General features: G+C 70.5%; 22 protein-coding genes and 2 pseudogenes. 12 read left to right on the forward strand and 12 right to left on the reverse strand.

Going from position 1 to position 20,003, the window contains the following annotated elements:
• Nucleotides 1-30: 30 nt before the first annotated feature.
• A pseudogene (locus tag K4G64_RS01525) lies at nt 31-222 on the forward strand (family 1 glycosylhydrolase); the annotation flags it as partial.
• Between the two features lie 199 nt (nt 223-421).
• Here K4G64_RS01525 and K4G64_RS01530 read toward each other — a convergent pair.
• Together K4G64_RS01530 and K4G64_RS01535 are read right to left on the reverse strand one after the other, a co-directional pair.
• Nucleotides 422-853, reverse strand: coding sequence for a hypothetical protein (locus tag K4G64_RS01530; RefSeq protein ID WP_221754196.1), 432 nt, complete (start codon nt 851-853; stop codon nt 422-424).
• A 2-nt stretch (nt 854-855) separates the two neighbouring features.
• Nucleotides 856-1,620, reverse strand: a pseudogene (locus tag K4G64_RS01535) (molybdopterin-dependent oxidoreductase); the annotation flags it as partial.
• A gap of 232 nt (nt 1,621-1,852) precedes the next feature.
• Here K4G64_RS01535 and K4G64_RS01540 point away from each other — a divergent pair.
• A complete protein-coding gene (locus tag K4G64_RS01540) occupies nt 1,853-2,680 on the forward strand; it encodes an SAM-dependent methyltransferase (protein ID WP_221754197.1) in 828 nt (275 codons plus the stop codon).
• Between the two features lie 54 nt (nt 2,681-2,734).
• Here the strand turns inward: K4G64_RS01540 and K4G64_RS01545 are convergent, their stop codons facing one another.
• Entirely contained in the window at nt 2,735-3,649 is a 915-nt protein-coding gene (locus K4G64_RS01545) for a helix-turn-helix transcriptional regulator (protein WP_221754198.1), read from the reverse strand.
• 153 nt (nt 3,650-3,802) lie between these two features.
• Entirely contained in the window at nt 3,803-4,033 is a 231-nt protein-coding gene (locus K4G64_RS01550) for a DUF397 domain-containing protein (RefSeq protein WP_221754199.1), read from the reverse strand.
• A gap of 229 nt (nt 4,034-4,262) precedes the next feature.
• On the opposite strand from K4G64_RS01550, the gene K4G64_RS01555 reads away from it, so the two are divergent.
• From K4G64_RS01555 to K4G64_RS01575, 5 genes are all read left to right on the forward strand, one after another.
• The gene (locus K4G64_RS01555) at nt 4,263-4,847 is read left to right on the forward strand and encodes an ATP-binding protein (RefSeq protein ID WP_221754200.1); all 585 of its coding nucleotides are present in this window, start codon (nt 4,263-4,265) and stop codon (nt 4,845-4,847) included.
• A 28-nt stretch (nt 4,848-4,875) separates the two neighbouring features.
• Complete coding sequence (locus K4G64_RS01560) at nt 4,876-5,421, forward strand: hypothetical protein (RefSeq protein ID WP_221754201.1); 546 nt, start codon at nt 4,876-4,878, stop codon at nt 5,419-5,421.
• Between the two features lie 141 nt (nt 5,422-5,562).
• Nucleotides 5,563-8,322 carry a SpoIIE family protein phosphatase/ATP-binding protein gene (locus K4G64_RS01565; RefSeq protein ID WP_221754202.1) on the forward strand — a complete coding sequence of 920 codons (2,760 nt, stop codon included), beginning with the start codon at nt 5,563-5,565 and terminating at the stop codon, nt 8,320-8,322.
• A 105-nt stretch (nt 8,323-8,427) separates the two neighbouring features.
• Nucleotides 8,428-9,792, forward strand: coding sequence for an FAD-dependent oxidoreductase (locus tag K4G64_RS01570; protein WP_221754203.1), 1,365 nt, complete (start codon nt 8,428-8,430; stop codon nt 9,790-9,792).
• Between the two features lie 156 nt (nt 9,793-9,948).
• Complete coding sequence (locus K4G64_RS01575; RefSeq protein WP_221754204.1) at nt 9,949-10,443, forward strand: lamin tail domain-containing protein; 495 nt, start codon at nt 9,949-9,951, stop codon at nt 10,441-10,443.
• A 31-nt stretch (nt 10,444-10,474) separates the two neighbouring features.
• Here the strand turns inward: K4G64_RS01575 and K4G64_RS01580 are convergent, their stop codons facing one another.
• The 5 genes from K4G64_RS01580 to K4G64_RS01600 all read right to left on the reverse strand — a co-directional run bounded on the left by K4G64_RS01580 (nt 10,475) and on the right by K4G64_RS01600 (nt 14,357).
• Nucleotides 10,475-11,989: an FAD-dependent monooxygenase gene (locus K4G64_RS01580; RefSeq protein ID WP_221754205.1), complete on the reverse strand. Its 1,515-nt coding sequence runs from the start codon at nt 11,987-11,989 to the stop codon at nt 10,475-10,477.
• Nucleotides 11,990-12,097: 108 nt separating this feature from the next.
• A complete protein-coding gene (locus tag K4G64_RS01585; RefSeq protein ID WP_104782382.1) occupies nt 12,098-12,472 on the reverse strand; it encodes a hypothetical protein in 375 nt (124 codons plus the stop codon).
• Nucleotides 12,473-12,529: 57 nt separating this feature from the next.
• Nucleotides 12,530-13,051, reverse strand: a complete 522-nt coding sequence (locus K4G64_RS01590; RefSeq protein ID WP_221754206.1) for a roadblock/LC7 domain-containing protein — start codon at nt 13,049-13,051, stop codon at nt 12,530-12,532.
• 38 nt (nt 13,052-13,089) lie between these two features.
• Nucleotides 13,090-13,926, reverse strand: coding sequence for a hypothetical protein (locus K4G64_RS01595; protein ID WP_221754207.1), 837 nt, complete (start codon nt 13,924-13,926; stop codon nt 13,090-13,092).
• Nucleotides 13,923-14,357 carry a hypothetical protein gene (locus K4G64_RS01600; protein WP_221754208.1) on the reverse strand — a complete coding sequence of 145 codons (435 nt, stop codon included), beginning with the start codon at nt 14,355-14,357 and terminating at the stop codon, nt 13,923-13,925. Before K4G64_RS01600 ends, K4G64_RS01595 begins: the two co-directional genes overlap by 4 nt.
• A 551-nt stretch (nt 14,358-14,908) precedes the next feature.
• On the opposite strand from K4G64_RS01600, the gene K4G64_RS01605 reads away from it, so the two are divergent.
• From K4G64_RS01605 to K4G64_RS39735, 4 genes are all read left to right on the forward strand, one after another.
• A complete protein-coding gene (locus K4G64_RS01605) occupies nt 14,909-15,367 on the forward strand; it encodes an SRPBCC family protein (RefSeq protein WP_221754209.1) in 459 nt (152 codons plus the stop codon).
• A gap of 8 nt (nt 15,368-15,375) precedes the next feature.
• The gene (locus tag K4G64_RS01610; protein ID WP_221754210.1) at nt 15,376-15,705 is read left to right on the forward strand and encodes a TfoX/Sxy family protein; all 330 of its coding nucleotides are present in this window, start codon (nt 15,376-15,378) and stop codon (nt 15,703-15,705) included.
• Nucleotides 15,706-15,803: 98 nt separating this feature from the next.
• Nucleotides 15,804-16,196, forward strand: a complete 393-nt coding sequence (locus tag K4G64_RS01615) for a carboxymuconolactone decarboxylase family protein (RefSeq protein ID WP_221754211.1) — start codon at nt 15,804-15,806, stop codon at nt 16,194-16,196.
• Nucleotides 16,197-16,198: 2 nt separating this feature from the next.
• A complete protein-coding gene (locus K4G64_RS39735; protein ID WP_260459831.1) occupies nt 16,199-16,408 on the forward strand; it encodes a hypothetical protein in 210 nt (69 codons plus the stop codon).
• Nucleotides 16,409-16,620: 212 nt separating this feature from the next.
• Here K4G64_RS39735 and K4G64_RS39740 read toward each other — a convergent pair whose 3' ends face one another.
• Both K4G64_RS39740 and K4G64_RS01625 read right to left on the reverse strand, forming a co-directional pair.
• On the reverse strand, nt 16,621-16,884 hold the full coding sequence (locus tag K4G64_RS39740) for a hypothetical protein (protein ID WP_308122184.1): 264 nt from the start codon (nt 16,882-16,884) through the stop codon (nt 16,621-16,623).
• Between the two features lie 220 nt (nt 16,885-17,104).
• Nucleotides 17,105-17,560: an STAS domain-containing protein gene (locus K4G64_RS01625; RefSeq protein ID WP_221754212.1), complete on the reverse strand. Its 456-nt coding sequence runs from the start codon at nt 17,558-17,560 to the stop codon at nt 17,105-17,107.
• Nucleotides 17,561-17,938: 378 nt separating this feature from the next.
• On the opposite strand from K4G64_RS01625, the gene K4G64_RS01630 reads away from it, so the two are divergent.
• Complete coding sequence (locus tag K4G64_RS01630; RefSeq protein WP_221754214.1) at nt 17,939-18,691, forward strand: DUF4142 domain-containing protein; 753 nt, start codon at nt 17,939-17,941, stop codon at nt 18,689-18,691.
• 468 nt (nt 18,692-19,159) lie between these two features.
• On the opposite strand, the gene K4G64_RS01635 is transcribed toward K4G64_RS01630, so the two are convergent.
• Nucleotides 19,160-19,864 carry a hypothetical protein gene (locus tag K4G64_RS01635; RefSeq protein WP_260459832.1) on the reverse strand — a complete coding sequence of 235 codons (705 nt, stop codon included), beginning with the start codon at nt 19,862-19,864 and terminating at the stop codon, nt 19,160-19,162.
• Between the last annotated feature and the right edge of the window lie 139 nt (nt 19,865-20,003).

Genomic DNA, 20,003 nt, shown 5'->3' on the forward strand with positions numbered 1-20,003 from the left:
CGGGTGGCGAACGGGGACACCGGTGACGTCATGGGCGACCGGGTACCGCGCTGGATCACCCTCAACGAGCCGTGGTGCAGTGCCTTCCCCGGCTACTCCGTCGGCCGGCACGCCCCCGGCGCCCGCGAGGGCCACGGGGCGCCGGCCGCCTCCCATCACCCGCTGGTCGGGCACGGCCTGGCCGTGCGGGCACTGAGGGCGGCCGGAGTGCGCGAGGTGGGCTGCGGTCGCTCCTGGATATTCCGAATGGGCGTTCGACTACGGCAAGCGCTTCGGCATCGTCCGCGTCGACTGCGCCACGCAGCAGCGGACACCCAAGGACAGCTACCACTGATACCGGTCCCTGATCTCCGCGCACCGACGGGGACCGTGAGGGCGACGACCCTGGCGACGGCGGCCGGGGCGAAGATGGCGGCCCCGGTCAGACACTGGCCAGGAGTTGCGGGGCCAGGATCTTGATCATCGTGTTGGTCCAGCGGAGCTGCCGCAGCGTCTGTGGATGACAGTCGCCGACGAGCACCAGGAGCCGCTCGTCCCGGACGGCCTGTGCCACCTGGGCGAGCATCTCCCAGTGCAGCGAGTTCCGTGCGGCCGCCAGGTGCAGGTCCCGCAGATCGTTCAGCAGGAGCAGTCCGGTCTCGGGGCGCCGGCCGAGGGCTTCCGAGGCCTTCTCCCGGAGTGCGGCCAGCCCCCCGGTCGACGGGTGGTCCCGGGGACCGGGCAGATCGAGGCCGTGGTCGCGCCCCGCGTCGGCGAGACGTGCGGCGTGTTCACGGGACCAGCGGGCGATGTCCAGGGCGACGGGGTGGAACTCGTGGTCGGCGCGGTGCCGTGCGGCGTTCGTGCCCGCCACGGGGGGGCCAGATGCACTTCGGCCCGCCGGGCGACGTGGGTGTAGCGCGGGTCCACGCACAGCAGGCGGGGCGGGTCGCCCCCCTCCAGGCGGTCCAGCAGGCGCATCCACAGCACCGTCTGCGTCTCCGCCATGTTGTGACCGAACAGGGCGACGGTGTCGGCGTGGTCGATGTCCTCGTAGGAGCCGGGCTGCCCGTCGCACCCGAAGGTCTCCTTCAGGGCCTCGGCGGCCGTCGCCGTGCAGAGCCGGGTGTTGCCGTCCAGGTGGTGGGTGCCGATGCCGGAGCGGGCGAGGACGGCCAGCATGTAGTACTCCTCCAGGAAAAGCTGCCCGGTGGTGTGGAAGCCGATCGAGCCCGGGCCCCTGTCGTCCAGCAGGTGCCGGGTCCTGGACGTGATCCGGTCCATGGCCGTGTCCCAGTCGCACTCCACCAGCCCGCCGTCCTCGCGGATCAGCGGCCTGGTGAGCCGGTCCGGGGAGGCGTTGGCCTGCCAGCCGTAGAGGTCCTTGGGGCCCAGGCGTCCGCGGTTCACCCGGTCCGCGGCCCGGCCCCGCACGCCCACGATGCGGCCCTCGCGCACCGCGATGTCCATCGCGTCGCCGTTGGAGTGCAGCAGCGAGGCGGCCTGCACCCACCGCTCCACGTCCTGCTCGCCGATCCCTTCCGCGAGGTGGGTGTCGGTCCGGGACGGCCAGGTGGTCCCGGGCTCGTACGGTGTGCGCGAGCCCCAGACGTCCGCGATCCGGTCAGCCGGAGTGCCCACGGTCCCACCTCCCACAGAGGACGACGCTGTCGTCTGCGGGTACCCGTCCGGATGCCGGTGACTCAAAGTTCGTATCCAGTCACATAAGGCACACGGGCGGCACGGTCGGCAATCATCTTGTCGTTCGATCGTTGGCACCTTCGCCAGTGGGCTGGCACCGCCCAACTCCCGCTCCCTAGGATGTACTTCCTGTCCAGCCAGTCCGTTGGCGCGGCACCTTGCAGGGGGAACGATGCACTCCGAGAAGCAGTTGTCCACCGAGATCGACGCGAACGTGCCGACGGCAGCGCGCATGTACGACCATTACCTGGGCGGCAAGGACAACTACGCGGCCGACCGCGCCGCGTGCGAGGAGCTCGACAAGGTCGTGCCCAGCACGCGCCGCCTGGCCCTGAACAACCGGCGCTTCCTCCAGCGGGTCGTGAAAACCCTCTCCGAGGAGTACGGCATCCGGCAGTACCTGGACCACGGATCCGGCCTGCCGACGCAGGACAACGTGCACCAGGTCGCCCAGCGCATCGACCCCACGACTCACGTGGTCTACGTGGACAACGACCCGATGGTGCTGGTCCACGGCCGTGCGCTCCTGGAGCAGGACGAGCGGACGACCGTCATTCACGCGGACATGCGCGAGACCGACCAGATCTTCGGGCACGCCGACACCAAGCGGCTCATCGACTTCTCCGAGCCGGTGTGCGTGCTCTTCAACTCGGTCTTCCACTGCATCCCGAACAGCGACACGGACGGGCCGCTGGCGGTGGCCCGCCGCGTGCGGGAACGACTGGCGCCCGGCAGCTTCATGGTGATGTGCCAGCTGGTCAGCGAGGACCCGGAGGTCCGCGCCTTCGTCACGGACTTCATGGACCAGGCGACCCACGGCAACTGGGGCCGCGTGCGCGAACCGAAGGACGTGGAGACGTACTTCGAGGGGCTGGAGATCCTGGAGCCGGGGCTCGTGGAGGTGTCCACCTGGCGACCGGACACCGAGGTCGCGCCCCGTCAGCTCACGCACGAGTGGATCGAGTTCGGCGGTGTCGGACGGATCCCGCTGGAGAAGTGACCAAGCGGATGCCTCGCGCGGGACGGCCTTCGTCCCGCGCGAGGCATCCGTGCGTCACGGGTAGCGCTGCTCCATCGTCTGCCGCAGCAGCTCCAGCGAGTCACGGGGCTTGAGCGCCTCGTCCGCGAGCCGGTCCAGCGCGATCCGGTACTCCTCGGTCTCGTCGCGGTCCTCAAGGAAGTTCGCGCTCTTGATGTGCTCCAGGTAGACCACGTCGGGGAGGTCGAGGCCGCCGAAGCGCAGATACGTGATCGGAATGGCCGGTGCCGAGGCGTTGGTGACGCTCAACGGCACGATCTGCAAGGTCACGTTGGAACGCTCAGCCATCTCGACCAGGTGCGCGAGCTGTTCCCGCATCACCTCGGTACTGCCGAGCACGCGCAGCAGCACGGACTCGTCGATGATCGCCCACAGCTGCGGGGCGTCGGGCCGCGACACCAACCGGGCGCGGTGCCTGCGCAGTTCGACGCGTCGCTCCACCTCGGCGGAGGGTGCGTTGGGCAGGCCGCGCTCCACCACAGCCCGGGTGTAGGCGGGTGTCTGCAGCAGGCCGGGCACGTACTGGATCTCGAAGGTACGGATGGTGGCGGCGGCCTCCTGCAGCCCGACCAGCCGGTCGAACCACTCGGGCATCAGCCTCTTGTCGTACCGCTGCCACCAGCCCGGCTCCCCCGCCCGCTGCAACAGCTTGAGCAGCACGGAGGCTTCGTAGTCGTCGGTGCCGTACAGCTCCAGCAGCGCGCGGACGTCGCTCTCCGTCGGCGGGCGGCGGCCCTTGCCCGACTCGATGCGGGACAACTTCGCGGCACTGAACCCGACAGCGCGCGCCGCCTGGTCCTGGGCGAGCCGGGCGTCCTCGCGGAAGCCGGCGAGCTGCACACCGACCAGCATCTTCAGCAGAGTCGGCGCGGGCTCGGGCCTGTCCAGATAGGGTTCCAGGCGGGAGATGCGATGCGACGCGGCGGACATCCTGACTCCCAGCAGACCGGCACAAGGGCGACTTACACTATCGCACTTCACCGGGCCTTCACGCATCCGCCCGCAGCACCCCCGCAGAAGTAGGGAGTTGGGCTCCGCTTCACCCCGAGGGCGTCGCGCCGCGGGCGGGTCGTCACCGCCCCCTCACAACAGGTGGTCGAACTCGCCGTCCTTGGCTCCGGCCAGGAAGGCCGCGATCTCCGCCGAGGTGTAGACGAGGGCGGGTCCGTCGGGGTCACGGGAGTTGCGCATCGCGATCCCGCCGTCGACGAGGGGAGCGACTTCGACGCAGTTGCCCTCGGCGTTGCTGTGCCGGCTCTTCACCCAGCAGGCTTCCAACGAGCTGGCCTGCACTCCGTTCCGCACTGGTGGCACCGCAGTCTCCTTGCTGTTCTCGTTCCCCGCCGCGCACGGTGTGCCGGCCGTTCGTCCGAGCGCGGCCGCGTCCCTTCGACCGCACTCGCCCCGGCTTGCGTACCCACAACGGCTGGATTCTCACGCAATTTCTCGTGCAATTGCACGCGAGCGCCTTCAGCGTGGATAATAGCTGCGGCGTCAACCCCCGGGCTGGCGTCGCGTCCTGACGTCGCATCGGGGAGATGCCGTGTCATCACCTGCGCAGCACGTGCTCCGGCCGCCGAGTGGGGCTGCGGCGCACGCGGGCGCTCCCGGGGCGGGCCAGTCCTCGCCGGCCGGCCCGTACACGGCCGCGTCGTACGGGAGCCCGTCCTCGGTGCCGGGGACACTGACCCGGTTCTCGGGGGCCCTGTCCGCCTCGACCGCCCTGCGTGTCGAGTGCAGCCGGGAGGGTTTCGCACGAGCCCGGTCCTTCACCCGCGACACCCTGCACAGCTGGTCCCTCGACCACCGCTGCGACGACGCGACGCTCGTCATCACCGAACTCACCGCCAATGCCGCGACGCACGCGGCGCGAAGATGCCCGGGTGTGCCGGAGATCCGGCTCGGATTCCTCCTGGATCCCACCCATCTGCTGGTCACGGTCGCCGACGCCGACGACCACCCGCCCGTGTACGCGCCGACCGGCACCTCGCTGGAGGAGCACGGCCGGGGGCTCCGCATCGTCGACGCCCTGTCCGAGGAGTGGGGCTGGGCCCCTACTCCGCCTGCGGGCAAGACGGTCTGGGCCCGGTTGTCGACCCGGCCGGCCACATCCTGTCCACCCATCTGACACGACTGCCGCGGAAAGGCCCCTCGCCATGCGCAGCGCTTCGACGGAACACCCGAGCAGCGAGCGCCCCCAGCGCCCCGACGCCCCGACCGGGGTGGCCCGGAAGACGCCGCTCACGGCACTGGACCGCGTGCCGTGGGGCGACATACAGGACTCCACCGGCTCGGCGGCGGCCATTCCCCACCTGCTCGACGGCATCGCCCGGGGCGATGCCGACACCGCCCGCTCCGCCCTCGACGACTTGCGGAAACGCATCTGCCAGTTCGGCTTCGTGGTCGAACAGGCGACCGCGGCCACGGTTCCGTTCCTGTGGGAGCTGGCGAAGCTGCCGCAGGTGACCTGCCGGGCCCAGATCATCGGGCTGCTCAAGAGCATCGCCGACGCCCGGCAGTGGGAGAGCACCGCGGCCGTCTATCCGAAGCTGCTCAACCACCGGGAGAATCCGGTGGTGTGGGAGCGTGCGGCGCGCCAGGCGGTGCGGGCCCGGCGCGACGAGCTCGGTCGGCTGATGGCGGACGAGGACCGCGAAATCGCCCGCGCCACGACCGAGCTGGCCCGTTCGCTGGGTGCCTGAGCCTGTTGCACCCTTCTGTCGTACCTTTTCGGTGGGCAGGGGGCCCGCGCACGCCCGCAGACGTGACGAAACGGTGAGGACCCCCTGCCACCACGGGTGATGCCCCTCGCCTCCCGGGGCCGGGCAGTGTAGACATGGCACATGGTCCGACTCTTGGGTCGATCCGGGACTCGATCGCCCCTGCGGCCCGGCGCTGCGCCGTCCACACGGCAGCGGCGGGAGGCGGGCTCGTCGCGGTGGCAACCGGCGGCGGGGCTGCGGTCGGTGCTGGGCGGACGCAGCGTCGCCGGACAGGTGTTCCTGCTCGTCGTGGTGATCGTGCTGCTGCTGGTCGTGGCGGCCGTGGTGGCCCTGGTGCTCCAGGTGCGGCACGACACGACGCAGGAGGCCCGCAACCGCTCGCTCGCCGTCGCGGAGACCTTCGCGAACGCGCCGGGCACCGTCGAGGCGCTGCAGAACCCCGACCCCACCGCCGTGCTCCAACCGCGCGCCGAGGCCGCCCGCGAGGCGTCGAAGGTCGACTTCGTCGTCGTGATGAACACCGACGGGATCCGCTACACCCACCCCAAACCGGACCGCATCGGCAAGAAGTTCGTCGGGACGATCGCCCCGGCGCTGGCCGGGAAGTCGGTCACCGAGGAGGTCGAGGGCACCATCGGCCCGCTCGTCCAGGCCGTGGTGCCGGTGAAGGACCCGGAGGGCCGGGTCGTGGGGCTGGTCTCGGCGGGGATCACGACCAAGAACGTCGGCGGCACCGCCGACCGTCAGCTGCCCCTCGTGCTCTCGGCCGCCGCCGTGGCGCTCGCCCTGGCGACGGCGGGTGCCGCGCTGGTGAGCCGGCGGCTGCTGCGCCAGACCCACGGTCTGGGGCCGCACGAGATGACCCGGATGTACGAACATCACGACGCCGTGCTGCACTCCGTCCGCGAGGGCGTGCTCATCGTCGACGACGGCGGCACCCTGCTGCTCGCCAACGACGAGGCACACCGCCTGCTCGGACTACCCGCCGACGCCGAGGGCCGGCACGTCCTCGACCTCGGTCTCGACCCGGGCATCGCCGACCTGCTGGCCTCCGGACGCGTCGCCACGGACGAGGTGCACCTGGTCGGGGACCGGCTCCTCGCCGTCAACCAGCGGACCACGGACCGTGCCGGCGTCCCGCCCGGCAGCGTCGCCACCCTGCGCGACTCCACGGAACTGCGGGCCCTGTCCGGGCGGGCCGAGACCGCGCGCGAGCGGCTCAACATGCTGTACGACGCCGGAGTGGGCATCGGGACCAGCCTGGACGTGACCCGCACGGCCGAGGAACTCACCGAGCTGGCCGTGCCCCGGTTCGCCGACTTCGTCACCGTGGACCTGTTCGACGCGGTGCTGGGCGGCGGGCAGCCGACCGCGGCGGCGGCGCTCAGCCGGACGGCGGTGAGCGGGATCCGCAAGGACGCGCCCCTCTACCCGGTCGGCGAGCGGATCAGGTTCGTCGAGTCCTCCCCGCAGGGCCGCAGCCTCGCCACGGGTGGCCCGGTGCTGGAGCCCCGGCTGGGAGAGGCCCCGGGCTGGCAGGCCCAGGACCTGGAGCGCTCCGCGCAGATCGTCGCGTACGGCATCCACTCGCTGATCACCGTGCCGCTGCGGGCCGGCGCCCTGGTGCTCGGCGTGGTCAGCTTCTGGCGCTGTGAGAAGCCGGAGCCCTTCGACACGGACGAACTGGCCCTGGCCGAGGAGCTGGTCGCGCGGGCCGCCGTCTCCATCGACAACGCCCGCCGCTACACGCGCGAACACAGCATGGCGGTGACCCTCCAGCGCAGCCTGCTTCCCCGCAACCTGCCCGAGCAGGGCGCCCTGGAGATCGCCTACCGCTACCTGCCCGCGCAGGCGGGGGTGGGCGGCGACTGGTTCGACGTGCTGCCGCTGTCGGGAGCCAGGGTCGCGCTCGTGGTCGGGGACGTCGTCGGCCACGGGCTGCACGCCGCGGCGACAATGGGCCGGCTGCGCACCGCCGTGCACAACTTCTCCGCGCTCGACCTGCCGCCCGACGAACTGATCGCCCTGCTGGACGAGTTGGTCGGCCGCATCGACCAGGACGAGACGGAGGACGAGGGCAGCGCCCCGGTCACCGGCGCGACCTGTCTGTACGCCGTCTACGACCCGGTCTCCCGGCGCTGCACCGTCGCGCGGGCCGGGCATCCCCCGCCGGCGCTGATCCACCCGGACGGCACGGTGGAGTTCCCCGACGTGCCCGCCGGTCCACCGCTGGGGCTCGGTGGTCTGCCGTTCGAGACGGCGGAGCTGGAGCTGGCGGAGGGCAGCCGGCTGGTCCTGTACACCGACGGGCTGGTCGAGGACCGGGAGCGGGACATCGACGTCGGCCTGGAGATGCTGCGCGAGGCGCTGGGCCGGGCCGACGAGTCGCCGGAGGACACCTGCCGGGTGGTGCTCGACTCGCAGCTCACGGCCCGTTCCAGCGACGACATCGCGCTGATCGTGGCGCGTACCCGGGCGCTGGCCGCCGACCAGGTCGCCGAGTGGCCGGTGCCGGCCGACCCCGCGGCAGTGGGCGAGGTGCGGGCGGCGGTCAGCCGGCATCTGGCCGAGTGGGGCCTGGAGGAGCTGACGTTCAGCACGGAGCTGATCCTGAGCGAGCTGGTCACCAACGCGCTGCGGTACGGCGGTGGCCCGATACGCGTGCGGGTGCTGCGCGACCGGAACCTGATCTGCGAGGTGTTCGACAGCAGCAGCACCTCACCACACCTGCGGTACGCGACCATGACGGACGAGGGCGGGCGGGGCCTGTTCCTCGTCGCGCAGCTCGCGGAACGCTGGGGGACGCGCTACCTGCCCGCGGGGAAGGTGATCTGGGCGGAGCAGCCCCTGCCCATAAGCACCTCTGGGGACTCCCCATAAAGTAGCCTTATGAGCTCATAGACTGGACCCTCGTACCGACTTAGGCATGCCTTAGTTTAGGCTTCCCGTCGAGATCGCTTGTCGCCGCTCGAAGGGAACCTGACCATGCCCCGCCCCCTGCGGGTAGCCATCGTCGGATCCGGCCCCGCCGGGATCTACGCCGCCGACGCCCTGCTCAAGTCCGAGGTGGCCGCCGAACCCGGTGTGTCCATCGACATCTTCGAGCGCATGCCGGCGCCGTTCGGACTGATCCGCTACGGCGTCGCCCCCGACCACCCGCGGATCAAGGGCATCATCACCGCCCTGCACCAGGTGCTCGACAAACCGCAGATCCGGCTCTTCGGCAACGTGGACTACGGCACCGACATCGGCCTGGACGACCTGCGCGCATTCTACGACGGTGTGATCTTCGCCACCGGCGCGACGGCCGACCGGGCGCTCTCCCTGCCGGGCATCGACCTCGACGGCTCGTACGGTGCCGCGGACTTCGTGTCCTGGTACGACGGCCACCCCGACGTGCCGCGCACCTGGCCGCTGGAGGCCGAGAAGGTCGCCGTGCTCGGAGTCGGCAACGTGGCGCTGGACGTCGCGCGCATCCTGGCCAAGACGGCGGACGAACTGCTGCCGACCGAGATCCCGGCGAACGTCCACGAGGGTCTGAAGGCCAACCGGGCCAAGGAGATCCACGTGTTCGGCCGCCGCGGCCCGGCGCAGGCGAAGTTCAGCCCGATGGAGCTGCGGGAGCTGGACCACTCCCCCAACATCGAGGTCATCGTCGACCCCGAGGACATCGACTACGACGAGGGCTCGATCACCACGCGGCGCGGCAACAAGCAGGCCGACATGGTGGCGAAGACCCTGGAGAACTGGGCGATCCGCGACATCGGCGACCGTCCCCACAAGCTCTTCCTGCACTTCTTCGAGTCCCCGGTCGAGCTCCTCGGCGAGGACGGCAAGGTCGTCGGCCTGCGCACCGAGCGCACGGAGCTGGACGGCACCGGCAACGTCAAGGGCACCGGCACGTTCCACACCTGGGACGTGGGCGCGGTGTACCGCGCGGTGGGCTACCTGTCCGACAAACTCCCCAAGCTCCCCTGGGACATCGACTCGGGCACCGTCCCGGACGAGGGCGGCCGGGTCATGCAGGAGTCGGGCGAGCACCTGCAGTCCACGTACGTCACCGGCTGGATCCGGCGCGGCCCCATCGGCCTCATCGGGCACACCAAGGGAGACGCCAACGAGACCGTGGCGAACCTGCTCGACGACTACCGCAACGACCGGCTGCAGACGCCCGCTACTCCCGCCCCGGAGGCCGTGGACGCGTTCCTCGCCGAGCGGGACATCCGCTTCACCACCTGGGACGGCTGGTACAAGCTGGACGCGGCGGAGAAGGCTCTGGGTGAGCCCGAGGGCCGCGAGCGCGTGAAGATCGTCGAGCGCGAGGACATGCTGCGGGCCAGCGGCGCCTGATGCTTCACGCCTGACGTCCTACACCCGCGGGGCGGGTTCGGTGGCAATGTCACCGGACCCGCCCTTCCGCGTACTTGAACCGTGTACGATCCGGATGCTTCACCGAACCATCACATCGCCTTCACTTGAAGGCCATGCAGGGGGGACGAACGTCCAATGCGTATACGCCTTGTCGCCACCACGGCCGTCGCCGCCGGGGTCCTGACCGCACTGTCCGCGGTTCCGGCCCAGGCCGCCGAGTACAACTCCGCGCTGAAGATCCGCGGTATCCAGTACGACGCTCCCGGGAGCGACTCCAACCGCTGCTCGGGCGGGAACACCGCCCAGGAGTACCTGACCATCAAGAACTACTCGCGCTCCACGACGGTGAACCTCAAGGGGTACGTCGTGAAGGACGCCACGGGGAACAAGTTCACCTTCACCGCGAGCCACACCCTTCAGCCGGGTGACTACGTGAAGCTGCGCGGCGGCAACGGGACCGACTCCGACACGAAGAACGTCGTCTACCGCGACAACTGCAACTTCATGTGGAACAACGACAAGGACACGATCTACGTGTACAAGCCGTCCGGCAGCCGTGCCGACGTGCACTCGTACACCAGGAGCGGCTCCGACGCGGACGGCAACGGGTACATCACGTACCACGGCTGATCCCTCACCGGACCGGCGCCGGCCCCCTGGCTCAGGGGGCCGGCAGCCAGTGGTCGAGGTAGGCGCGCAGGCCCGTGAGGTCGGTGCCGCGCGCCACGTAGCCCACGTAGCCGTCGGGTCGTACGAGGGCGTGCGTGATGCCCGGCCAAGGGCTCTGCGTGCCGATGCGGTGCACGCTCACCAGGTCGCGGCGTCCGCCCGGCGGCGGGTCTTCGGGCCAGGCGTCGCCGGGGCCGGTGAGCAGCAGGTGATAGCCGGGTCCGGCGACACGCCGTTGGAGTCCGGCCGGGGTGTCGGGCAGGCGATCTCCCGCGCGTGGCCCCTGTCTTGGGCGCTGCGGTCCGGTGGCGGTGGCGGGGCCGCGTCGGTAGTGGATGCCGAGTTCGGACACCGTACGGAACAGGCGTGCCCGGGCGGCGGTTGCTCGCAGGAGCAGCGGGGCCATGTGCGGGGCGAGACCCGTCCGTGCCAGCCGCAGGGCGGGGTTGCTGCTCGTCCCGACGGTGAACGCGCGGTCGGTGAGGCGGCGGACTCCGTGGCCGACCGGTGCGCGTTCCGCCTCGTACGTCTCCAGCAACTCCTCGGGTGCGGCGCCGCGGCACACGTGGGCGAGTTTCCAGCCCAGGTTGAGGGCGTCCTGGATGCCGGTGTTCATGCCCTGTCCCCCGGCCGGGCTGTGGATGTGCGCCGCGTCGCCGGCGAGGAAGAACGGGCCCTTGCGGTAGTGGGTGGCGCCGCGGTTGTGAATGCGGAAGCTCGTCATCCAGACCGGATCGCGCAGGGCCGGCTTGTCGGGTGTCCAGTCGTCGGCGATCCGCTGGAGGAGGTCCAGCGTCACCTCGCCGAGCGGTGTGCCCGGCGGGTGCATCGCGATCATCCGCCAGGTGGCCGGAGTGCCGAGCGGGAAGAAGAACAGCAGCCCGGCCGCGGTCATGTACGTGTGCGCGGCACCCGGCTCCAGGCCGTCGGCCTCCAGATCCGCCAGCAGGAACGTCTGCGGATAGGCGTACCCCTCGAAGGCGATGCCCGCCCGGGTGCGCACGGTGCTGTGTGCGCCGTCGCAGCCGACGACATAGCGGGCGCGTACGGTCTCCTCGGTGCCGTCCCGGTGACGCAGGCGGCAGGAGACGAGGTCGCCCTCCGGTTCGGCGGTCAGCAACTCCGTGCCCCGCTCGACCGTCACGTCCCGCGCGGCCAGATGAGCCGACAGCACTGCTTCCGTCTCCGACTGCGGGAGGAACAGCAGGTAGGGGTACGGCGTGTCGTCGCAGCCGACGTCGAACACCGGCACGCGCAGCACCCGTCGGGGCATGTGCAGGTGCAGTGCGACCGTCGTGTTGCCACGGTCGACGAGGTCGTCCGTGACGCCGAAGGGGGCCAGCATCTCCAGGGTGCGGGGCTGGATCGCCGGGGCGCGCGACTCACGGACCCGGTCCAGTGAGCGGTCCACGATCCGGAACCGGGTGGTGTAGGAGCGCAGTTGGGTCGCGAGTGCGAGTCCGGTGGGGCCCGCGCCCGCCACGAGCACATCCAGGGGTGCCGTCATGACACCCACCGTAGAGGCGGCCGGTCGCGCGCATGTCGTCGCCGTGCGGCATGCCGGGGCCCTCCGCGACGCGTGCGTGGCGGAGGGCTCCCGTCCGGTGTGCTGGTCTCAGACCTCCAGGTCGGCTTCGATCCGGCGCAGTTGGTGGCGTGCCATCGCGAGATTGGCCCGGCTTCCGTCGAGCACGAGGTAGAGGAAGAGTCCGCTGCCCCCGCGCCCCTTCAGCAGGCGGATGAGGTGGTACTGGGTGTTCAGGGTGATCAGGATGTCCTCGATCTCCTCCTTCAGTCCCAGGTGCTCCATGGTGCGCAATTTGGACCGCACGACGTCGGTGTTGCCCGCGGCGGCGACTTCGAGGTTGAAGTCCTTGGTGCCGCCGAGAGTGCCGAGGGCCATGCCGCTGGTGTAGTCGACGAGTGCGACCGCCGTCGCTCCGTCGATGGAGCTCAGGCATTCCTTCAGCGCGGTCTCCGTGTTGGCCATGCGCTCGGTTCCTTTCCTTCGGTCTTCTACTTCGGTGGGTCAGAAAGTTCGGGTGGCTCAGCTGCCGGTCTGCGGGCGCGACTGGTGCGTGGGCCGCTGCGGGGTGCGTACCGGGAGGGTGCCGATGGGCCGGTCCGGGGCCGGGGCCATCGTGGCGAGGTGTTCCTCGGGCGCCGGCCGGTCGGCGTGGCGGCCGGTGCCCGGGCCCACGCGCGTGGCCAGCAGGTCGGCGATCCGGGCTCCGCTGCGCCGGCCTTCGAGGTGGAGGCGGCCGACGTTGACGCGGTCCTCGGCAAGGAGGGTCAGGACGGCGGTCGTTCCTGCGGCGTAGGTCGCGACGTAGCCTCCGGTGCCCCGCACCAGCAGTTCGCGGAAGTCTCCACGGGAGGCGGCGTCGGTCATGCGGTAGGCGACGCCGAGGGCGGCGGCGGTGAGCGCCGCGAGTCCCTCGGGCTCGGTGTCCGGCACGTCGTGGGCGAGGACGAGTCCGTCGACGGTGGCCGCGAGGGAGCCAGTCAGCCGGGGTATGCGGGTGCGGAGCCGACGCAGTTCGTCCAGGACGTCGGTCTCGACGACCATGAGCAGTCTCCTTTCGGCACGCTGTCTTCGCGCGCGGATCACAGTGCCTCCAAGGCGTGCAGGAGCCGTCGCAGCAGTGCGGTTTCGGGCTCGTCCGATGCCAGGGGACGGGGGGCGGGCCCCGGCTCGGCGGACACGGTGGCGGGGGCGGACGCCGGGGCCGTGGACGGGGCTGGTGAGGGACCGGGTATCAGCGGGGCCACGGGGGCCACCAGCCCGGCGGCGGCCAGGCGGCGGAGTTCCACGAGGGTGTGGAAGGTGCGGCAGGCGAGGACCGTCGCGATCTGGGCGGCGGTGCGGACACCGTCGACCTGGGCGAGGGTCCGGCCGCGGCGGGCCGGCAGATCCGTGGCGTCCGGCCCGGGCACCCGGGCGAGCGGTGCCCGGTCGACGGCGGGTTCCGGCCATATGCGGTGCAGCAGTTCGCGGCGGCGTCTGGACTCACGCAGGACGGTGTCCACCGGCACGGACCGGACCGCGCCGAGCCAGTGCGCGGCTCCGGGGCGGAACCGGAGCGCCGGCCCGTCGTGGGCGAGGACGAAGTACGCCGCGTCGAAGAGGGCGCCCAGGTGGCACAGTTCCAGCGCGCCGGCGGCGAGGTGGCCGCTGTCCACCAGCTGCCGCCCGACACGGCAGCGGCGGCCTGCCTGGTCGATCGCCTCCCACCAGCCGTCCGGGGCGAGCGCACCGCTGTGGGTGAGCAGGTCTCCGAGATCGGGCGTGACGGCGGATTCCGCGTGGACGACGTGTCCCGCGGCGAGGTAGACGATGCCCGTCTCGGTGGACAGGGCACCGGTGGCGCCTTGTGCGGCGAGCGTGCCGAGCAGGACCGAGGCGGACTCGTCCGTGCGCAGCGTCGGGGTCGATATGCTCATCCGAGCACCAGCCGGTCCGCCATCTCGGCCAGCCGTATGCGGGCCAGGGCCAGGTTCCCTTCGCCGCGGTCGAGCCATAAGTGGACGAACACGGTGCTGTCGAAGGTCGTGGTGACGAACCTGAGCAGGTGGTACGAGTCGGCGTTCGTGATGATCAGGTCCTGTACGGGAGGCTCCTTGTCGGACGGCCCGCCGGGGCCGCCGCCGGTGGTCCCACCCGTGTCGTCACCGCCGCCGGTGAGGGCGAGGACGCCGCTCTCGGTGGCGAGCCGGGCGAGTTCGGCGGTTTCCGCCGCCGTCGCCTCCGCGTCACCACCGGGTGCGTCACCCACCGCGCCCAGCGCAAGACCACTGATCCAGTCGACCACCGACGCCCCCCGAGCACCTGGCAACCGCATGGCCTCGAGCAGACTCTCGTCGATTCCGGGCACGCCGAACCCCCTCCCCCTGCACGGCCGTTCCCGCGAACGTGAGCACGAGACTACGGTGGGTGCTCGGCGCAGGTGAACGCTTTGGCATTTTCCAAAGGAATGTGCAGTGGAGCGGGCAGGGGTGCGATGGGATCGATCCGAAGTGAGCAGGACCTGGCCCGTCAAGCTGCGGGACTCCCGACTGACGTCCCGATCAGCACCTTCGCCTTCGCCTCTTGGGACACGCGGCGGGCGCCAACTCGGCCCGAGACTCGGGCCGGAACACAAGCCGTTCGGTGCCTCAACCCAGCGACAACCCCGAGCCCGCCCTCATGGGCACCTCCGAAGTTGCCGCGATGCTCAGCATGTCCACCAGTGGGTGTACAGAAGGGCCTCAAAGCCAGGCATGCTGGGTTACAACGGTTCTCCTGCTTCCGTCGACGCTAGATCGGCTGGTGGGGGCCGGTATGTGACCGCCCTTGCCTACGCGCCGGTAGTCCCGTGCGGCGTCCACTTGCCGCCGGCCGCCCTGGATGGGTCCATGGAACTGTCGCCGGGGAAGAGGGCATCGGATGGGTATCGACGAGAGCGTGGAGCGGGTGATCCCGCTGCCGTGTGAGCAGGTGGCGGCGTACGCGATGGACTGGCGCCACGATGCCGAGTGGACCCAGGGCATCCGCACGGCACAGCTGACGCGGCAGGCGGATGCGGGCGGTTTCGGGGTCGGGGCAGAGGTGACGCGGACGGCGTACTTCCTGAGCAAACGGATCGACTACGTCCTGCGGGTCACCGCGTTCGAGCCCCCGAGGCTGCTGGACATGGTCTCGGTGGCCGGCCCGCTGCCGATGCACGTGACCTACACCTTCGACGCGCTCCCGGGAGGCGGCACGCTCGCGCGGATCCGGGTGCGCGGCGACGCCTCTGGCCTGTATCGGCTGGCAGGGCCGATGATGGGGCGCAAGGTGCGCTCGTCGCTGGTCAAGGACCTCCAGGATCTGGAGCGGCAGGTGAGCCGCCGAGCGGGAGGGTGAGGGCGGTCATGGCGTACGACGAAGGACTGGCGGAACGCATCCGGGCCCGGCTGGGTGCGGATTCCGGCTTCACGGAGAAGCGGATGTTCGGCGGGCTGGCGTTCTTGTACGAGGGCAACATGGCGGTCGGGGTGACCGGGGACGAGCTGATGGTTCGGGTCGGCCCCCACGCCACCGAGGCCGCCCTGGAGCGGCCCGGGACGCGGCCCTTCGACATCACCGGGCGCCCGATGCGCGGCTGGGTGGTCGTGGCCTCCTCCGCCCTGTCCGAGGACGAGGTCCTGGCCGCCTGGATCGACCAGGGGCACGACTTCGCGGCGAGCCTGCTGCCCAAGTGACGTGGAAGGGCGGCGCAGGCAGGAGTCGCCGCTGCCCTCGGCCGGCTCTAGCGTGGAAGGAGGGGTGTTTGTTTCGCAGGGCCGAGAGGAGTGTCGCCATGGCGGGCCGCACGCGCAGCGAGGTCGAGGCGGAGATCAAGGAGACCCTGGGCCTTGTGCCCCACTTCTTCTCCCGCATCCCCGATGACCTGCTGGATTACGAGTGGGAGATCTTCAAGAAGATCGAACTCGGCGAGACGCTGATCCCGAACAAGTACAAGGAGCTGATCGGGATCGCGTTGCACTCGGAGACGAAGTGCCGTTACTGCACGCTTTTCCACATCGAGGCCGCGAAGCTGTTCGGGGCCACGGACGAGGAGATCCAGGAAGCCGTCCATTACGCGAAGAACAGCCTCGGCTGGAGCGCCTACCTCAACGGCATTCGTGAGGACTACGACGACTTCGAGAAGGAGCTGGGGCAGATCAAGGACTACCTGGCATCGAAGGGCTGACCATGCACCTGGAGTGGGCCCGGCCCGGCATCCTGAGCGCGACCGCTCACCCCTTCGAGTTCGCGGCGCTCGTGGCCGCCGCCCGATTCGTGGCCGAGTCCTCTCCCTCCGACATCCCCGCCGAGTCGCTGGAGCAGCTCAGACACATCCTGCGCGACTACGACGCCCAGGCACGCCGTCTGCATGACACATCTGTCCCAGACGGGCCCTGAGGAGCCCCGCCCGCCCAGGGCGCGCGAGGAGCCCTTCGATCGGACGCCCCGCGAGTCCTTGTCAGCGATCGGCAAGGCGTACCCCAACACGTCGTCCTCCACCGCCGCGCGGGCCGTCTCCAGGACGGCGGGGGCCACGGTGAGATCGGCCTCGGCGAGACGGGCCGCTGCAGTGATCCGCAGTACGTTCCGCCGGGTCTCGATCTGGTCGATCATCCGCAGCATCGCCTGGTCGTGGCGTTCGGTACGCAGCGTGCGCAGGCCAGCCCCGGCCAGTCTTCGGGGTGCTCTCCAACGGACGTGCGTCGGCGATGCAGGCGATCCGGGCACCCGAGGCCGGTGAGCCCGGGCGGAAGCCGGGTCGGGTCGACGGTGACGTCGGTGATGCCGAGGCTGCCGCCGGGCCTCAGGACGCGGGCGAACTCGGCCGCGGCGCGCGTCCTGCCGGGGAAGGCGCACAGGGCGCACTCCCACACCGCGGCGTCGCAGACGCCATCGGGGTACGGCAGGTGTTCGGTGTCCCAGGACCATCACGAGCATGGTGAGGCAGTGCTCGACGAGGCTGCCGGTGTAGCCGCCATCGGCCAGACGAGGGCGCGGCGGGGGTGCTTGTTGTCACGCGCCCTCGGCCGCGTGACAACAAGCAACCCCGCCGTACCGCTCCGGCGGACGGGTGCCGGGCTGAAGCGCAGGGCATCAGGGATGAGGCCGCGGCGGTACCCGACCGGTGGCTTGCGGTAGTGCCAGTGCCCCCGTCAAGCCGGCCTTCCGCGCAGCAGCACGTGTGACGGCGCTGGGCTCGGTGAACACCACGTCGATGCCGGCCAGGGGCAGAGTCTGTCGAATACTCAGGAGGGTGTAGAGGCTCGCGACATCACAGAAGGTGACAGCTGACAGGTTCAGTATGAGCAAGCCGCCAGCCGAGCGGGCAGCCGTCACGGACAGGCTCTCACGCAACCCGGCGGATGTATCGGTGTCGAGTTCTCCTTCGAGGCGCAGTTCCAGCACGGGAGGGAAGCGCTCGCCGATCTCGGGCCGGACCGCAAGCCTCGACTTGCCGTGGTGCCCTGCTGGTTCATGCGGAGCGCGGTCGTCACGGGACGGCCCGCTGGTCGCGGTCTCGTCGTGCGGGGCGGGCTCGGGTGGTGGCATCGCCGGTCTCCGGGATGAGGCACGTCCTTGTTGGACGCCGACCAGACTTCCCGGCACACCAGGCAGGATGAGGCCCGCCACCAGCACATCCTTGCACAAGGCAAAGGACCCACGCCACCGAGGACCGTCTGCGCCGCAGCGGGGCCACTGCCCGAGTGCGACCAGAGCCATTCGATCAGAGCAAGGTCGCGCGCCCGTCACCCCAGGAGCCGAAACCAGACCAAGGCGCTCGGACGATACGGCCGCAGGTCTCGGCCGGAATGGCACCGGCCCCGGCCACGAATCGCACCCCATGCAAATTTTGCTCGATGCAATGAAGCTTCTCCGCCGGTCGTGCGTACCTCCTGGTGCACGAGTCGCTCTACATCTGGAGGCACCATGGGCATATCCCGCGTCAAGGCAGGCAGCATCTTCACATTCGGCGCTCTGGGACTGACGATCACCGCGCTGGCCTACCCCGCGATGCTCGGGGTGGAGAACACGGCCAACTCGCAGGACCGGATCATCGCCAACACCCCTTACGGGCCCCTCACCGAGGCCGACCGGGACTTCGTGGCCAAGGTGCGTGCGGCCGGACTCTGGGAACATCCCCTAGGTCTGCTGGCGATGAAGCGCGGCACGTCACCGGAGATGAAGGAAGCCGGTGAGCACCTGGTCGTCGGCCACGGCCGGCTCGACATCACCTGCCGAAGGATCGCCCCGGAGCTGAACATCACCCTGCCCAACCAGGCATCCCCCCAGCAACAGCAGTTCGTGGCAACCGTGGACGCCAGCACGGGCAAGGAGTTCGACTCCCTCGCGGTGAACATCATGCGCGTCACCCACGGCCAGATCTTCCCCGTCATCGCCAAGATCCGAGCCAACACCAGGAACACCCTGGTGCGCCAGCTCGCCGACCAGGCCAACGACACGGTGCTCGACCACATCACCGTCCTGGAGAAGACGGGGCTGGTCAATCACGAGCAGGTGAACCTGCAGCAGACCAGCCCGCCCAAGATGCCGAAGGAACAGACCACGCCGCCGCCGCCGCAACCCGGATCGCCGATCTTGACCCTGGACATCCCCAAGGGACTGGAGGACCTCCAGACGAACGCCCCGAGTGCACCCACTCCGCCCCCGGCATCGGGATGAGCGAGTGCCGCCGCCCGCTGGGTGGCGGCACGGCCTCCGGTGTTCCGTCTGTCAGAGCAGCCAGCGGTGCGCGTCGAAAAGTACGTCACGATGCCGTCGACGAAGCAGCAGCATCAGCGGCTGGGACTGCACGAATGACCGAAGGCGTGGGCATGGCGCGGGCGTCGACGACGAGGGTGGCCGTGAAAAATGCGGTGTCTAGGAGTCGGCGGATCGCACACCCAGTACGACCACTGCCGCGTGTGCGCGACAACGTGCCGTCGCTGCGAGGAGGCGCAGGTCGGGCACATGAAGGCTCGACATCTCTGGGCGGCCTGCTCCCGGCCGGTCGGAACCACAGGCACCTCCCCCTCCATGCGCCGATGGACCTCGGGCAAGGAGTCTGCTCTGCCACAGGGCCCGTGCCCAGCCTCGCGGGAGCGGCACGCCGCGAGAGACGACGGCTGTGACACGCCGTCAAGGACCTGATCAGGGACTGGGCGATGCGTCAGGCTCGGTGTGTGAGAGTCGGCAGGAGCGTACGACCGCGACCACGCACGCGGCGACGAGCGCGACGGCCCAGCCACCCAGCTCGCCGAAGAGAACCGGCCGGGAAACGCCGCCGTCCACCCCCCGCGGTGGTACCCGTCCCTTCGAGTCGTACACGACGGTGAGCGTGTCACCCGGCCTGGTGGTCTGCCCGCAGCCCCGCCAGATGCGGACCTCCAGCGGCACTCCGTCCCGGTCGGTCACCGAGCAGAGGTAGCGGCCACGACCGGAGGGGGCTCTCGGTCCTCCGTCGACGGATGTGACTACCACCGACTCCACGCGTCCCCGCTCCGCCAGCACCCAGCCCACGGCCGGCTGCGGCGCCTGAAACGCGAGGCAGACGCCGAGCACCGCGACGATGCCGATCAGTGCCCGCCCCGCCCGTACCGCGCGCAGGTAGAGCGCGAGGGCGGCAGCGCACACCAGACCACCCTCGCCGGTTGCCAGCCCGGGAATCCCGTACCAAGCACCGGCCACGACGGTGCCGGTGATCATCGTCACCGCCACACATCCCGCGAGGAGCCCTTCCACGGCCAGCCACCGCGGCGGCATGCCGACGAACTCGGCCGGGCCCCATACCGTGGACCGCAGATACTCCATCAGGCCCGGCTCCGGCGCGGCCACCGGGCGACGGCGTCGGCGCATAAGCGTCTCCCCTCCCGGAGTTCATCCCGCGTCAGTGGTCCTTGCGCCGCGGTAGCCGATCTTCCCTGCTTCGGTGGGGCGTCGACCCAGCGCGCCCGATCAGGGTGGGCAGGACCGCCTCCTCCCGCTCCCTTGCATT

This window comes from Streptomyces sp. WAC04114, from assembly GCF_019733245.1.
In the GTDB taxonomy this organism is placed as follows: Bacteria; Actinomycetota; Actinomycetes; order Streptomycetales; family Streptomycetaceae; genus Streptomyces; species Streptomyces massasporeus_A.

Coding starts and splice junctions, on each gene's coding strand:
- K4G64_RS01630 (WP_221754214.1), top strand. CDS start 17,939: ATGGGCATATCCCGCGTCAAGGCAGGCAGCATCTTCACATTCGGCGCT.
- K4G64_RS01545 (WP_221754198.1), bottom strand. CDS start 3,649: ATGTCCGCCGCGTCGCATCGCATCTCCCGCCTGGAACCCTATCTGGAC.
- K4G64_RS01595 (WP_221754207.1), bottom strand. CDS start 13,926: ATGAGCATATCGACCCCGACGCTGCGCACGGACGAGTCCGCCTCGGTC.
- K4G64_RS01565 (WP_221754202.1), top strand. CDS start 5,563: ATGGTCCGACTCTTGGGTCGATCCGGGACTCGATCGCCCCTGCGGCCC.
- K4G64_RS01615 (WP_221754211.1), top strand. CDS start 15,804: ATGGCGGGCCGCACGCGCAGCGAGGTCGAGGCGGAGATCAAGGAGACC.
- K4G64_RS01635 (WP_260459832.1), bottom strand. CDS start 19,864: ATGCGCCGACGCCGTCGCCCGGTGGCCGCGCCGGAGCCGGGCCTGATG.
- K4G64_RS01610 (WP_221754210.1), top strand. CDS start 15,376: ATGGCGTACGACGAAGGACTGGCGGAACGCATCCGGGCCCGGCTGGGT.
- K4G64_RS39735 (WP_260459831.1), top strand. CDS start 16,199: ATGCACCTGGAGTGGGCCCGGCCCGGCATCCTGAGCGCGACCGCTCAC.
- K4G64_RS01540 (WP_221754197.1), top strand. CDS start 1,853: ATGCACTCCGAGAAGCAGTTGTCCACCGAGATCGACGCGAACGTGCCG.
- K4G64_RS01625 (WP_221754212.1), bottom strand. CDS start 17,560: ATGCCACCACCCGAGCCCGCCCCGCACGACGAGACCGCGACCAGCGGG.
- K4G64_RS01590 (WP_221754206.1), bottom strand. CDS start 13,051: ATGGTCGTCGAGACCGACGTCCTGGACGAACTGCGTCGGCTCCGCACC.
- K4G64_RS01575 (WP_221754204.1), top strand. CDS start 9,949: ATGCGTATACGCCTTGTCGCCACCACGGCCGTCGCCGCCGGGGTCCTG.
- K4G64_RS01585 (WP_104782382.1), bottom strand. CDS start 12,472: ATGGCCAACACGGAGACCGCGCTGAAGGAATGCCTGAGCTCCATCGAC.
- K4G64_RS01560 (WP_221754201.1), top strand. CDS start 4,876: ATGCGCAGCGCTTCGACGGAACACCCGAGCAGCGAGCGCCCCCAGCGC.
- K4G64_RS01580 (WP_221754205.1), bottom strand. CDS start 11,989: ATGACGGCACCCCTGGATGTGCTCGTGGCGGGCGCGGGCCCCACCGGA.
- K4G64_RS01570 (WP_221754203.1), top strand. CDS start 8,428: ATGCCCCGCCCCCTGCGGGTAGCCATCGTCGGATCCGGCCCCGCCGGG.
- K4G64_RS01605 (WP_221754209.1), top strand. CDS start 14,909: ATGGGTATCGACGAGAGCGTGGAGCGGGTGATCCCGCTGCCGTGTGAG.